At 69.6% G+C, this 12627-nt stretch carries 14 protein-coding genes; 10 read left to right on the plus strand and 4 right to left on the minus strand.

Annotated elements, in window-relative coordinates; all coding sequences use genetic code 11:
- Position 1 precedes the first annotated feature (1 nt).
- Complete coding sequence (locus IF67_RS0100530) at positions 2-967, plus strand: ABC transporter substrate-binding protein (RefSeq protein ID WP_030981175.1); 966 nt, start codon at positions 2-4, stop codon at positions 965-967.
- 99 nt (positions 968-1066) lie between these two features.
- Here IF67_RS0100530 and IF67_RS0100535 read toward each other — a convergent pair whose 3' ends face one another.
- A complete protein-coding gene (locus tag IF67_RS0100535; protein WP_030981176.1) occupies positions 1067-1537 on the minus strand; it encodes a hypothetical protein in 471 nt (156 codons plus the stop codon).
- A 231-nt stretch (positions 1538-1768) separates the two neighbouring features.
- Here IF67_RS0100535 and IF67_RS0100540 point away from each other — a divergent pair, with 231 nt between their 5' ends.
- From IF67_RS0100540 to IF67_RS0100555, 4 genes are all read left to right on the plus strand, one after another.
- On the plus strand, positions 1769-2497 hold the full coding sequence (locus IF67_RS0100540) for a hypothetical protein (RefSeq protein ID WP_158713017.1): 729 nt from the start codon (positions 1769-1771) through the stop codon (positions 2495-2497).
- A 188-nt stretch (positions 2498-2685) separates the two neighbouring features.
- Positions 2686-3012 (plus strand): helix-turn-helix domain-containing protein, encoded by a 327-nt coding sequence (locus IF67_RS0100545; RefSeq protein WP_234340939.1) that lies wholly within the window; start codon positions 2686-2688, stop codon positions 3010-3012.
- A 135-nt stretch (positions 3013-3147) separates the two neighbouring features.
- Positions 3148-3666 carry a phospholipase A2 gene (locus tag IF67_RS40125; RefSeq protein WP_051817434.1) on the plus strand — a complete coding sequence of 173 codons (519 nt, stop codon included), beginning with the start codon at positions 3148-3150 and terminating at the stop codon, positions 3664-3666.
- A gap of 274 nt (positions 3667-3940) precedes the next feature.
- Complete coding sequence (locus IF67_RS0100555; RefSeq protein WP_030981180.1) at positions 3941-4159, plus strand: hypothetical protein; 219 nt, start codon at positions 3941-3943, stop codon at positions 4157-4159.
- 76 nt (positions 4160-4235) lie between these two features.
- Here the strand turns inward: IF67_RS0100555 and IF67_RS0100560 are convergent, their stop codons facing one another.
- The gene (locus IF67_RS0100560) at positions 4236-5210 is read right to left on the minus strand and encodes a quinone oxidoreductase family protein (protein WP_030981181.1); all 975 of its coding nucleotides are present in this window, start codon (positions 5208-5210) and stop codon (positions 4236-4238) included.
- Positions 5211-5299: 89 nt separating this feature from the next.
- On the opposite strand from IF67_RS0100560, the gene IF67_RS0100565 reads away from it, so the two are divergent.
- The 4 genes from IF67_RS0100565 to IF67_RS0100580 all read left to right on the plus strand — a co-directional run bounded on the left by IF67_RS0100565 (position 5300) and on the right by IF67_RS0100580 (position 9401).
- A complete protein-coding gene (locus IF67_RS0100565; protein ID WP_030981182.1) occupies positions 5300-5665 on the plus strand; it encodes an ArsR/SmtB family transcription factor in 366 nt (121 codons plus the stop codon).
- Between the two features lie 149 nt (positions 5666-5814).
- Positions 5815-7098 carry a PP2C family protein-serine/threonine phosphatase gene (locus tag IF67_RS0100570; protein WP_051817543.1) on the plus strand — a complete coding sequence of 428 codons (1284 nt, stop codon included), beginning with the start codon at positions 5815-5817 and terminating at the stop codon, positions 7096-7098.
- Positions 7099-7249: 151 nt separating this feature from the next.
- Positions 7250-7951 carry a DUF6333 family protein gene (locus IF67_RS0100575; protein WP_030981184.1) on the plus strand — a complete coding sequence of 234 codons (702 nt, stop codon included), beginning with the start codon at positions 7250-7252 and terminating at the stop codon, positions 7949-7951.
- Between the two features lie 289 nt (positions 7952-8240).
- The gene (locus tag IF67_RS0100580) at positions 8241-9401 is read left to right on the plus strand and encodes a trypsin-like serine peptidase (protein ID WP_030981185.1); all 1161 of its coding nucleotides are present in this window, start codon (positions 8241-8243) and stop codon (positions 9399-9401) included.
- Positions 9402-9558: 157 nt separating this feature from the next.
- On the opposite strand, the gene IF67_RS0100585 is transcribed toward IF67_RS0100580, so the two are convergent.
- Complete coding sequence (locus tag IF67_RS0100585) at positions 9559-9957, minus strand: nuclear transport factor 2 family protein (RefSeq protein WP_030981186.1); 399 nt, start codon at positions 9955-9957, stop codon at positions 9559-9561.
- Between the two features lie 220 nt (positions 9958-10177).
- On the opposite strand from IF67_RS0100585, the gene IF67_RS0100590 reads away from it, so the two are divergent.
- A complete protein-coding gene (locus tag IF67_RS0100590; protein ID WP_030981187.1) occupies positions 10178-11044 on the plus strand; it encodes an AraC family transcriptional regulator in 867 nt (288 codons plus the stop codon).
- A 119-nt stretch (positions 11045-11163) separates the two neighbouring features.
- Here IF67_RS0100590 and IF67_RS0100595 read toward each other — a convergent pair whose 3' ends face one another.
- Positions 11164-12594, minus strand: a complete 1431-nt coding sequence (locus tag IF67_RS0100595) for a PLP-dependent aminotransferase family protein (protein ID WP_030981188.1) — start codon at positions 12592-12594, stop codon at positions 11164-11166.
- Positions 12595-12627 lie beyond the last annotated feature (33 nt).

The following is a 12627-nucleotide window of genomic DNA, read 5'->3' on the forward strand; positions in this document are numbered from 1 at the left end:
TATGCGAGTACGTACGCGTGTACTGAGCGCAGTGACCGCAACCGGCGCCCTGCTTGCGCTCTCCGGGTGCGGCGCCGCCGACATGACCAAGCAGGCGTCCCCGTACGCGAACGCGGCGGGCGCCAAGACCGTGACGCTCTCCGTCCAGAACTGGGTGGGTGCCCAGGCGGACGTGTCGGTTGCCGAGTACCTGCTCAAGCACGAGCTGGGCTACCGCGTCGACCGGGTCCAGATCGACGAGGTCCCCGCCTGGGACGCACTCAGCCAGGGCCGCGTCGACGCGATCATGGAGGACTGGGGCCACCCGGACCAGGAGCAGCGGTACGTCAAGGACAAGAAGACGATCGCGCCCGGCGGCGACGTCGGCGTGACCGGCCACATCGGCTGGTACGTCCCCACGTACTTCGCGAAGAAGCACCCGGACGTCACCAACTGGAAGAACCTCAACAAGTACGCGAAGCAGTTCCGTACCGCGGAGAGCGGCAGCCAGGGGCAGTTGATGGACGGCTCCCCGTCGTACGTCACGAACGACAAGGCCCTCGTGAAGAACCTCGGCCTGGACTACAAGGTCGTCTTCGCGGGCTCCGAGGCGTCGCAGATCACCCAGATCAAGCAGTTCGCCAAGGCGAAGAAGCCGTTCTTGACGTACTGGTACAAGCCGCAGTGGCTGTTCAAGAAGGTGCCGATGACGGAGGTGAAGCTGCCCGAGTACAAGGAGGGCTGCGACGCCGACCTGAAGAAGATCAAGTGCGCCTACCCGCACACGCCGCTCCAGAAGTACTTCAACGCCAACTTCGCCAAGCACGGCGGCAAGGCGGCGGCCTTTCTGAAGAACTTCAAGTGGACCGAGGCCGACCAGAGCGAGGTCGCCCTCGACATCGCCGACAAGAAGATGTCCCCGCAGGACGCGGCGAAGAAGTGGGTCGAAGGGCATAAGTCGACGTGGCAGGCGTGGTTGCCCAAGTAGGCGACGTGGCTTGACTCGTGACCCGAGAGGGGGTGCCCGCACACCGTGCGGGCACCCCCTCTCGCTCTGGCCGACTGCGCCGACTTCTGTCGGCGCGGGCTACTTGAGCGTGTGGCATGCCTTCTTCGCGACATTTTTCCACTGCACGCAGACCAGAGTGCCCTTGCGGAACTTCGGCCCCACGGTGGCCCCCGGCTTGCCCCAGTCGACCTCGGCGGTGTTGGCGCCGTGAATCGCGTGGGCCTTGCGCCAGCTCTGGCCGACGTGGGTCCTGCCGCCCGGCTGCTTGTACAGCCAGCGGGCCTTGCCCGCCTTGTACGGAGACCGGGCCGTCTGGACGTAGTTCAGGCCGCGCTTGTCGGAGCCCTTCTTGTTCCAGTAGAAGAAGGAGACCGAGTAGGCGCAGGTCCGGCCGTTCTGCTTGACGCAGCGGACCTCTTGGTGCTTGCTGACCTTCGCGGCCGCGGCCGCGGCCTGGGTCCCGGTCTGGGCGTTGGCCGGCGCCGCGGTCGTGACGGCGAGCGCCGCGGTGGCGCCGATGAGGAGCGCCTTCCCCGTTTGCTTCAACACGTGCTGATTACCTCCGGTGGGAGTTGCATGCCTTTGTCGTTCCTGCAACCAACTCCCGCAGAGAGTAAGGCAATTGACCGCCCGCCGATATTGTACGAAGGGGCGGCATGGACGCCTGCGCCGAAGCCCTGCGGGGAGTCCGGCGTTGCCCTTTCGGCCAATAGCGGGGTCTGAAAACCGCCCCTACTGTGGGTGGTGTTCATGTCAGACCTGACAAGAGATTGGACGCGTATGGGACTCCCCCGTCGAGTGGCCACGTCGGTGTGCGCACTCGCCGTCGGTACCGCTGTCCTGACGCCGGTGCTGGGCAGCGAATCGGCGCAGGCCAGCCCCGTGAAGGCGGCCCCGGCCGCCGCGAAGCAGCCCGCCGCAGCCGTCAAGGCCGGTGGATTCCACTCGAAGAGCGGCACGCTCAACTGCCGCAAGAAGGGCGAGACCGCCTGGATCTGGGACTCGGCGGCCGGTGCCTCGCGGGTGTCCTGGAAGCCCAAGGGCGGCCACCTGGTGTCCCGGGTGTGGCGGCACACGCCCGACGGCATCTCGACGCGGACCGTTCCCACCTGGCGCAAGTCCGTGAAGTGGAAGGTCACTTCGACCTACGGGAACGGGAAGAACCTGAGCAAGGTGTACGGCTATTGCAGCACGCAGGGGTGGCGGGTCGGAAAGGCGTCGGACAAGCTCAGCCAGAAGAAGTCCGGCACCAAGAGCTGCCCCGCGGGTAAGACCGTCTACATCTCCTCCGGCGGAATCGGCAACATGAAGCACCGGTTCAAGTCGACGAGCGGCGGCGCGCTGCACACGCACAACTTCGGCGGTTCCCAGCAGGTCCTCGTGACGGACCGCGCGACCCCGACCGAGATGCGTTCCGTGAAGTGGCGGGTGGAGGCCTGGAGCATCAAGCACAGCATTCCCAATGCCAAGACCGGGACGGTCAAGCTCTCCTGCATCAGCAAGTACTGAAGTCGCGTGACCGACCGGGGTCCTGTCGTCACACTGCCGCCGTAGCCCTCGGGCGACGGCGGCAGTGTGACGACAGGACCCCGTCGTGCGTGGTGCCGGCGCGCGCAGGTGAACTGCCCTGCCCGGCATTCACCGCTTCTTGACTACAACGGGGAACAACGGGGACTACGGGGAAGGTGACGATCGCTGTGACGATCCAGGAAGCGGAGGCTGTTGGCCACTGTGACGGTGCCGGCGAGATCACGACTGCGCACTGTCCGTGCAGGCTCGCGGGACACTTCGCCCACGAGGTGCCGGAGCTCGACGGCTTGACGGCCCGCGAGCGACAGGTGCTGCTGTTGCTCGGCGAGGGACTGCCCAACGGCCCTCTCGCCCGCCGGCTGGGCATCGCCGAGCGCACGGTCAAGGCTCATATCGCGCACATCATCGGCAAGTTGGGCCTGCGCACCCGCCTTGAGGCGGTGGTCATCGCTGTCCTCCACCACGACGTGCTCTGTCCGGCCGGAGCCCGGTGACACTGTTCTGACGGACACCTCCCAAAGAGACGATGGCGGTGCCGCAGGCCGCGCCGGATGATGTTCTCGACCCCCTGGCAGCGCCGCATTCCGCAGGCGCTGTCAGGGCCACAGAGAACAGAAAACGGGGACGACATGCTCATCAAGCGCAGTACTTTCGCGTCGGTCGCGGCAGCCGGCGTTCTTCTCGCGGGGTCGGGTGCGGCCGTCGCCGCCGACGGCGCTCCTGCCGACGGCGCCGCCGCCACGGCGAAAGCCGGCCCGAGCAAGCAGGCCAAGTACCAGCGGCTCCACCAGCTGACCCGCTCCACCACGACGAGCGTCAAGGACTGGCGTCGTACGCGTGAACTCGCCCAGTCCGGGGTCGACCGTTGGGGATTCATCTGGAGCACCGACTGGTGCACGAAGCTCGCGGACAAGCCGGGCGGCTTCAACTTCAAGTTGTCATGTGCACGGCATGATTTCGGATACCGCAACTACAAGAAAATGATGGGCAAGGAGGCATTCCGGCACTCGAAGCACGAGCGGCGCGTGGACAAGGCCTTCCTGTTCGACATGAACAACCAGTGCGCCGTGCAGCCGCACAAGACGGACGCGGAGCGCCGGCAGTGCCGGAAGACCGCCAAGGCGTACTACGACCGGGTCAGCGGCTGACGCTGCCCTGTTCCTGGAGTCACTCGGGCTCGGGCTGCCGGGGGACTCGCGAACGGTCGCGGGCCGTCGCACACCGTGTGCGACGGCCCGGGGCCGTTTTCCGTCGTGCCGCGCGCGTCTCCGTCGTCCCGTGGGTCCTTCCGCCGTGCCGTGGGGCTTTCCGCCGTCCCGTGCGTGCCCGGCGCCTACCCGTTCGGGTGGCGGGCGGCGAACCACGGCACGGCGCGGTGGCGGGCGCAGAAGGCTGGCAGCCGTCACCGACGAAAGGCTCGTCATGCCCCTGCCGCCGACCTGCCCCACGCCCGACTGCAACGACCGGCTGTGGAAGGACACCACGCACACCGACACCGACTGGGACAACTGGCGCTGGTGGTGCTGCCGTTGCGACAAACAGTGGTACCCGATGGCGGAACAGCTCCAGGAGTTCCGCTACGGGACGACAGCCGCACCGCACCGCGCCGCCCACCGGGACCCCAGGCTCGCCCGGCAGTAGGGCGGCGGGGTGCGGGCGGGCACGGCGCGTACGGGGGTGACACCCGGGGTGCGGGCGCCGGCCGGCGTCCTCCCCGTCACCCCACCCGCAGCAGCAGCTTGCCAGTGCTCTTGCGGCTGCCGAGGAGCCGGTGCGCCTCGCCGGCCTCGGCGAGCGGGAACTCCGCTGTCACGGGGAGTTCCACGGAGCCTTCGGAAACCGTACGGAAGGCCCGTCCGGCCAGTGCGCGCAGCGCCTCCGGCGCCGTTCGGGCCAAGGACAGGATGGAGAACCCCGCGACCGTGCGCCCCCACGGATACAGCTCGGGCTGGCCCACCTGCCAAGGCTCGGCGGAACTCGCGTTGCCGAACGAGACCAGGCGGCCGAAGACGGCAAGCGCGTCCATGCTGCGGCGGAAGGTCTCGCCGCCGACGGGGTCCAGAGCGAGGTCGACTCCCCGTCCGCCCGTGGCGCGCCGCACGTCCGCAGTGAAGTCCGGGCCCACGAACACCTCGTCGTAGCCGTACTTGAGTGCATGCCGGGCCTTTGCCGCGTCCGACACCACGCCGTAGACGGCCCCCGCCCCCGCGGCCTTCGCCAGCCGGCCCGCGACCGTGCCGATCCCGCCCGCCGCGCCCTGCACCAGCACGGTCTCGCCCGCCCGCAGCCGGCCCACCTCGTGCACCAGGGCATGCGCGGTGGGCAGCACCGTCGGCAGCGTGGCCCCGGTCCGAGGGCTCACCCCCTGCGGAAGCGGGAACACGGTCGCCGCGGCGGTGACGACGACCTCCGCATACGCCCCGCCGTCCGTGAGTGCCGCGACCTCCTGCCCCGGCCGCAGTCCCTCGACGTCCGCACCGACCGCGCGGATGCACCCGGAGACTTCCAGACCCGGCCGGAAGGGGAGGGCGTCGACGCGGTAGCCCTCGGCGCGGGCCTTGAGGTCGGCGAAGTTCACACCCGCGTAGGCGACGTCGATGCTCACCTGCCCGCGGCCCGGCTCAGGAACGTCCCTGTCCACGACCCTCAGGACCTCAGGGCCGCCGTACTCCTGGAACTCAACCGCACGCATGACAGCACACGCCCCTCACGACTGTTCAATGGAATGCGAACACTCTGACTGTATGATCTGGATCGAACACTTAGCAAGGGGGCCGAGAGATGCCGGACCGCAGCAGTCACCGCGCCGTGCCGGTGCATGCCCACCCCGAGGACGTCCCCGTCGAGACCGCCCTCGCCGCCCTCGCCGACCCCGTACGGCTCCAGCTGGTGCGCGAGCTGGCGGGCTCCGCCGACTGGTCGCACAGCTGCGGCAGCTTCCGCGTGCCGGTCGGCAAGGCGGCGCTCAGCCACCACTTCGCCGTACTGCGCGCGGCCGGCTTGGTGGAACAGCGCGACCAGGGCCCCAAGCGCCTCAACCGCCTGCGCCGCGAGGAATTCGACGCCCGCTTCCCCGGGCTGCTGGGCCTGGTGCTGCGGGAAGAGGGGCAGGGCCCTGTCCGGCCCTGGGTGACGGCCCGCAGGTAACGGCGCTACGGCGGTTACCGGCGCGGTGCGGATATTCTCTACAAATAGTGACAAATGCATCAGATTAGCAAGGGGTGAGGTCGTCCCGAGCGGTCTGACCCGGGGGACCGGGCGGCTGGTCGGTTGATGCTGTCGAGGAGGTGCGCAACGTGGCTGATCACCGAGCATGGCTGGGCGAGTTGTTGACATCGGTGGAGTCGGCGCCACCGGAGGTGGCCGTCGCTGTGCTGGCCGAGCTGCTGGCGAGGAGACTCGCCGCGTCCGAGGTGTCCTTTCTGATCACGGACCTCGGCGGCAGGGCCGTCGTACGGCTGACGGGGGCCGCTGCGGAGGAGGGCGGGCCGGATCGGCCACGACCGATCAGGTTGCGCGACTCGGTCTACGACAGAGTGATCCGATCCCAGCAGGCGCACGTGACGAGCGGCGAGTGGGCGGGAGGCGCCGGCCCGGGCCCGGTCCAGGTCATCGCACCCGTGTCCGACCGCGGGGATGCGATCGGTCTGCTGGAGCTGACCGTGCCCGCCCGCCCCGACCGCCAGACGATGCAGCTCATCGTGGAGGCCGCCCATGCGCTCGCCTACGTGGTGATCGTCAACCGGCGCTTCACCGATCTGTACGAATGGGGCCGGCGCACCACACGCCTGTCGCTGGCCGCCGAGATCCAGCACCGTCTGCTCCCCGACTCCTTCACCTGCGACACCGGCCGGTTCATCGTCGCCGGAGCAATGGAACCGGCCGCCGACATCGGTGGGGACACCTTCGACTACACCCTCGACCGCCATGCCCTGCACCTGTCCCTCACCGATGCCATGGGGCACGACGTGCAGGCGGCACTGATGGCGACCATGGTCGTCGGAGCCCTGCGCAACGCCCGCCGGGTGGGCGGCGGCCTGCTCGACCAGGCCCATGATGCCCATCAGGCCGTTGCGGAATACGCAGACCGGGCGCACCAGGCGTTTGCCGACCATTCGGAGCAGGTGCGTCAGGCCATCATCCGGCACGGCGGCCAGGTCATGGCCACCGGTCAACTGCTGCACGTCGGTCTCGACACCGGCCGGACCACCTTCGTCAACGCCGGCCACGTCTGGCCGTTGCGCCTGCGCGACGGGCAGGTCGAGGAGATCGCTCCCCTGGTCGACCTGCCTTTCGGCGTCACCCCGAACCCGGGCTACCGTCTCCAGACCCTCGACCTGCGCCAAGGCGACCGGCTGGTCCTGTTGACCGACGGCATGCTGGAGCCCCACGGGAACGAAGCCGGTCTGAGCGACCTGATCCGGCAGTCCAGCGACTGGCACCCCCGCGACGCTGTACGCCTCTTCACCGAAACCGTTCTGGAACTCTCGAACCACGACCCACGCGACGACGCCACCGTTCTGTGCCTGGACTGGCCCGCGCCCGACGCCGGCTACACCGGACCCAGAGAGGCCTCATAACGTCCCCGCCCCGGCCTCGCCCCACCTCGAAATGGCGGCGAAAGCTTCCATGCCGGCGTCGCGCTCTCTTCAACTCTTCGCTGAGGCTGCCCCATTGGCCGATGCCGCGCCGATCGTTGCCTGTCGGTGCCCTGCCCTAAGCTCGCCCCGCATGAGCCTCGACCGTGCCACCAGGTGCCGCCACAGCATCACCCAGATCACCCGCATCCACCCCCCGGCCCCGGCCCGCTACACCCACCGCACCATCGGCGAGGTCCCCGCCCACGACCCGGCCCGCGCCCGCGTGATCGTGCGCGAGTTGTCCACGGTGGCCGGGGTGGAAGAGCTGGCCCCGGTGCCGCGGCTGGACGTCCGTTCGCCGACGGCCTTCGATGACCTGGACCACGTCACCGTGGGCTGCTGGGGCGGCGTCGTGCAGATCACCGACCCCGCGTTCGGGGAGGACGGCATCACCTCCTGCAACCTCGACCCCGTCTTCGAGGGGCAGGTCAAGGCCCACCCCGATGCCCGCATCATCGGCGCGTGCGAGATGGACTTCTCCCTCACCTACGGGAAGTACCTGGTCCATGTCCCCGGGGCGCAGGACGTGAGTGCGGACGGGTGGGACGAGATGACCGTCGGCGGAGATCCGGCGGAGGCCTTGCGGGCGTGCGGGACCGGCCCGGAAGGCCCCGGCGCGGAGGGCCTGGACTTCGCTGATCCGGACGCCTTGAACTGGGGCGAGTACCTCGACCGGATCGCCTGCGGCCTGTACATCCCGCTGGCGAACGAGACGCTGATGGTGTCGGTGTTCAAGGTCTCCCGGCCGGAGGACACCCAGGAGAACATCGAAGAGGTCTGGTACCCGGAGTGAACCGCCGCCCATTCGTCGCGGGGCACCGCGTACTCCACAGCGCCGTGCGGCGCGACCGCCAACTCCGCGTCATGCGCGGTGAATCGGCGCAGGCGAGGCGCTCCGTCCGGAGCGGAGCCGGATGAGGGGGCATCGCCTACGTCCCTTCCTCCCGCTCGCCGGAGCGCCGGGACCTGGTTGCCCGGCGGTCCTGGCGGCGCGGCATAGTAGAGCGCAGTCCGATGAGGGACATGACAATTTCGGCGCGCTGCTCGCCCGGCGCAGCCACGTATCGGGGGGACTTCGCTCCATGACATCCATCCGCCGCTCCACCGCCGCGGTCGCGGCACTGGTCGTGCTGCTCGCGGGCACCGTCACCGCCTGTGGCCCCAGTGACGACAAGGCCGCCGCTTCGGGTGTCACTGATCAGAAGGGCCAGGGCAACGGGGGTCTCCAGGTCCCCAAGGGCATGCCGACCAGCCTGGACGACCTGAAGAAGTGGCAGGACGGCGGCTGGAAGAACTGGGACAAGTGGGCCCGCAAGGCGTCGGATTTCGCCAACCCGGTCATCAAGGACCACTGGAAGACGGACCGGCTGGCCAAGGCGAAGAACTCGCCGGAGATCGGGGTGAAGGCCACCGGCGCGGGAAGCGAGTTCGACGCCACGGACCCCGAGCCGCGGCCGGTCACCGCCGAGCAGGTCGCCCGCCCGTACCACCAGCACATGGCCCCGGTCGGGAAGATCTTCTTCGACAGTCCGAAGGGCCCGATGGTCTGCTCCGGCACGATCGTCGAGGACCCCGCGCACCCGGGCAAGTCCAACCTGGTGTGGACGGCCGGCCACTGTGTGCACTCCGGCAAGCAGGGCGGCTGGATGCGCAACATCGTCTTCGTGCCGTCCTACAACGACAACGGCGTGCCGATGAACCAGGTCAACGGCAGCCCCTCCCCGCAGGTCACCCCCTACGGCCGGTTCTGGGCCGACTGGATCACCACGTCCGGCGAGTGGATCAACATGGGCAGCGAGGACACCGGCAACGGCGGCTCCGCCTACGACTTCGCGGTGCTGCACGTCAAGCCGGAGAACGGCAGCGGCAAGTCGCTCCAGGAGACCGTGGGCGCCGCCGCCCGGGTCGCGTTCGACACCCCCTCCGCCGACCGCATCGCCTCGCTGGACGCCTTCGGCTACCCCGCGGCGCCACCCTTCGACGGTGCGCGCATGATGAACTGCCCCGCCCGTCCCGGCCGCCTCGTCATGCAGGAGGGCACGCCGGCCATGAACCGCATCGGCTGCAACATGACCGGCGGCACCTCCGGCGGCGGCTGGTTCGTCAACCACGGCGGCAAGCTGACGCTGGTGTCCAACACCTCGATCAGCTCCAACACCCACACCTGGCTGGCCGGCCCGCACCTGGGCACGGAGGCCCAGCGGGTCTTCAACAACATCAGCCAGAAGTTCGCGAACCGGTAGGCGCGATCGCGGACGGACGCGGACGGAAGGACGGGCAGGCGGAAGGGGACGGGGCGGGGCCGCGTGCTGAGGCGCGGGTGCGTACGCGCCTCAGCCCCCGCGCCCGCGGAAGTCCACGGGGAAGTGCACGAGGAAGCCGGCCCAGGCCCCCGGGCAGTCAGTCCGCCTGGAAAGCGCGGGCCAGAGCGAGACTGTCCTCGAACGTGACGTAGCGGGTGATCTTTCCGGCTTCGACGGTGAAGTGGAAGGCGAACGGCGAGACGAAGGCTTTGCCCGTGGCCTTGACCAGGTGCTCCATGTGGCCGAGGGCCACCGCGTCGTTGCCGTCGACAAGGATGCGCGACACCGTGAACTCCACGGGCCGGAGATGCCGGGGAAGCGTCCGGAAGAACTCGGCGGCCTCCTCCCTCGTGGTCCGTCGGCCCGTCCAGGGAACCTCCTCCGCACCGTAGATGTCCCATTCGATGTGATCGGCGAACAAGTCGGCCACGTCATCGACGGCACCGTTGCCGAGCCGGCGGTAGAACTCGTCAACAACGCTCCGGGTCTCACTCACGGTGGCCCCTCCATGGTCGCGTGGTGGTTGCTCCAGCAGCGGCAACAGCCATGATCAGTGACGCGTTATTCCCCGCGTCGAGTCCGCAGGAGCGGGGCATGACGACGACGCGCAGGGGCAGTTGGGGGCTCTGCCGTACCCGACCGGACCGGGCACAGGATGTCGGGTGCAGCAGGGTGGCTCTTTCCTAATGTGAGTGACGAAAGGGAAGGAGACCCAGGTGCTGGAACGGTTGAACCAGGCCATGGAGCACATCGAGTGTCACCTTGATCAGCGGATCGAGGTGTCCGGCATGGCCCGGCAGGTGCTGATGTCGGAGTACCACTTCCGGCGGCTGTTCTCCGCGCTGGCGGGCATCCCGCTCTCGGAGTACATCCGGCGCAGGCGGCTGACCGTCGCGGGTGCCGAAGTGCTGGCCGGCGAGCGGACGCTGCTGGAGGTCGCGGTGCGTTACGGCTACACCTCGGGTGAGGCGTTCGCGCGGGCGTTCCGTGTCATGCACGGAGTCGGTCCCGGCGAGGCCAGGCGGACCGGCGCGAGCCTGAAGTCCCAGCCACGGATGTCCTTCCGCCTCATCGTCGAAGGGAACAGCAGCATGCAGTACAAGGTCGTGGACAAGGACGAGTTCCGTGTGGTGGGCAGGAAGGCACGGGTCCCGCTCGTACACGAGGGGGTGAACCCGGCCATCGCCGCCTTCATCCGGGGGATAGGCCAGGAGACGCTTCAGCGCATCGAGAGCCTGTCCGATCAGGAGCCGGAGGGGATCATCTCGGTGAGTGACAATCTGGACGGCAGCCGCGCCGAGGGAACCGAACTCGACTACTACCACGGTGTGGTGACCCGCGCCGCGGTGCCGGAGGACATGGACGCGCTCACCGTCCCGGCCGGCACATGGGCCGTCTTCGAGAGCTCCGGGCCGTTCCCGCAGACGCTCCAGTACCTGTGGCGGGACGTGTTCACACAGTGGTTCCCGTCCAATCCCTACCAGAGCCGGCCGGGGCCCGAGATCCTGCGCACCCGCCTGTCGCCGGACGCGACGCAGGCGGACGCGGAGCTGTGGATCCCCGTGGAGCGGACAGCGGTCTGACAGGGGCGCGCGGCGGCTCCGGGACCGCCGCGCGCTCCCGCGAGGCATCGAGTGTGAACGTCCCCGCCCTCCGCGCGTATCAGCGGATGACCCCGGGCGGGCGCTTCCGGAACGGTCGGTCAGCGGGCCGGCGGCGGCAGCGCCCGGCACAGCGCCTCCAGGGCGCTGGGGAAGGCACTGTCGGTGGGCGTCGCGTAGCCGATGACCAGGCCGTGGCGGGGCGGCATGGTGGCGGCGGGGTGGCGGTAGCCGGAGAGGCCGTCGAGAGCCAGGCCCTGCCATCGGGCGGCACGCAGGGCCGTACGTTCGTCCGACTCGGCGGATCCGTCGGGGAGTTGGAGGACGGCGTGCAGGCCGGCGGAGATGCCGGTGACGGTGAGGTGCGGGGCGTGGGTGGTCACCGCGTCGATGAGCTGGTCACGGCGTCTGCGGTAGCGCTGGCGCATACGGCGGATGTGCCGGTCGTAGGAGCCGTGGGTGAGGAACTCCGCCAGGGTGAGCTGGTCGGTGACGCCCGCCCAGGCCTCGCGTTCGCCCTTGGCCTCCAGTACGGCGTCGACGAGACGGCCGGGGAGCACCATCCAGCCCAGCCGCACCGCGGGGGAGAGGCTCTTGCTGACCGAGCCGATGTGGAGGACGCGCTCCGGATCCAGGCCCTGGAGGGCGCCGACCGGCTTGCGGTCGTAGCGGAACTCGCCGTCGTAGTCGTCCTCCAGGAGGTAACCACCGGTGGTTCGTGCCCAGTTGATGGCAGCGGCCCGGCGGTCGGGGTGGAGCGGTACGCCGGTGGGGAACTGGTGGGCGGGGGTGAGGAGAGCCGCCCCCACGTCGCTGAACGTCGTCAACCCCTCCGTGTCGGCGCCGTGTTCGTCGATGTCCAAGGGGCGGGTGGGGATGCCGGCCGTGGTCAGCAGATGGCGGTGGAAGGGGAGACCGTAGGACTCGACGGCGAGGGGGCCGGGGAGGACGGCCGGCAGGAGCAGGCGCAGGGCGTGGGCGAAGCCGGAGCAGATGACGATGCGTTCGGGGTCGGTGCGTACGCCACGGGTGCGCGCCAGGTAGTCGGCAAGGGCGCGGCGCAGTTCGGGGCGGCCACGGGGGTCGCCGGGGCCGAAGGCGTCATGAGGGGCGGCGGTCAGCGCGCGGCGGGCGGCGGCGAGCCAGGCGGTACGCGGGAAGGAGGCGGCGTCCGGCTGGCCCTGGAGGAGGTTGTGCGCGGGGCGGCTCGCCGGGGCGCGGTGGGCCGGGGCGCGGGTGGGCGTCAGCGGCTCCGCGCGCTGGGCCACGGTGGTGCCGGAGCCCTGCCGGGCGCTCAGCCAGCCCTCCGCCACCAGTTCGGCGTAGGCGTCGGCGACGGTGTTACGGGCGACGCCGAGGTCGGCGGCGAGTGAGCGATAGGGCGGCAGCCGGGTGCCGGGGGCGAGCCGCCCGGACCGTACGGCGTCCCGCAGCGCCCGGATGAGGACGGCGCGGCGGCTGCCGGGGCCGGTCAGCTCCAGATGCAGATCGGCGCCCAGGCTCTCGGCAGGATTGACCCATGATTCCGGCATGGGAATGCACCCTACAGTCGGTCGCCTGTGCTT

The sequence above is a fragment of the Streptomyces sp. NRRL S-1813 genome, assembly GCF_000719605.1.
In the GTDB taxonomy this organism is placed as follows: domain Bacteria; phylum Actinomycetota; class Actinomycetes; order Streptomycetales; family Streptomycetaceae; genus Streptomyces; species Streptomyces decoyicus.

Coding starts and splice junctions, on each gene's coding strand:
- IF67_RS0100530 (WP_030981175.1), top strand. CDS start 2: ATGCGAGTACGTACGCGTGTACTGAGCGCAGTGACCGCAACCGGCGCC.
- IF67_RS0100540 (WP_158713017.1), top strand. CDS start 1,769: ATGGGACTCCCCCGTCGAGTGGCCACGTCGGTGTGCGCACTCGCCGTC.
- IF67_RS40125 (WP_051817434.1), top strand. CDS start 3,148: ATGCTCATCAAGCGCAGTACTTTCGCGTCGGTCGCGGCAGCCGGCGTT.
- IF67_RS0100555 (WP_030981180.1), top strand. CDS start 3,941: ATGCCCCTGCCGCCGACCTGCCCCACGCCCGACTGCAACGACCGGCTG.
- IF67_RS0100560 (WP_030981181.1), bottom strand. CDS start 5,210: ATGCGTGCGGTTGAGTTCCAGGAGTACGGCGGCCCTGAGGTCCTGAGG.
- IF67_RS0100565 (WP_030981182.1), top strand. CDS start 5,300: ATGCCGGACCGCAGCAGTCACCGCGCCGTGCCGGTGCATGCCCACCCC.
- IF67_RS0100575 (WP_030981184.1), top strand. CDS start 7,250: ATGAGCCTCGACCGTGCCACCAGGTGCCGCCACAGCATCACCCAGATC.
- IF67_RS0100580 (WP_030981185.1), top strand. CDS start 8,241: ATGACATCCATCCGCCGCTCCACCGCCGCGGTCGCGGCACTGGTCGTG.
- IF67_RS0100595 (WP_030981188.1), bottom strand. CDS start 12,594: ATGCCGGAATCATGGGTCAATCCTGCCGAGAGCCTGGGCGCCGATCTG.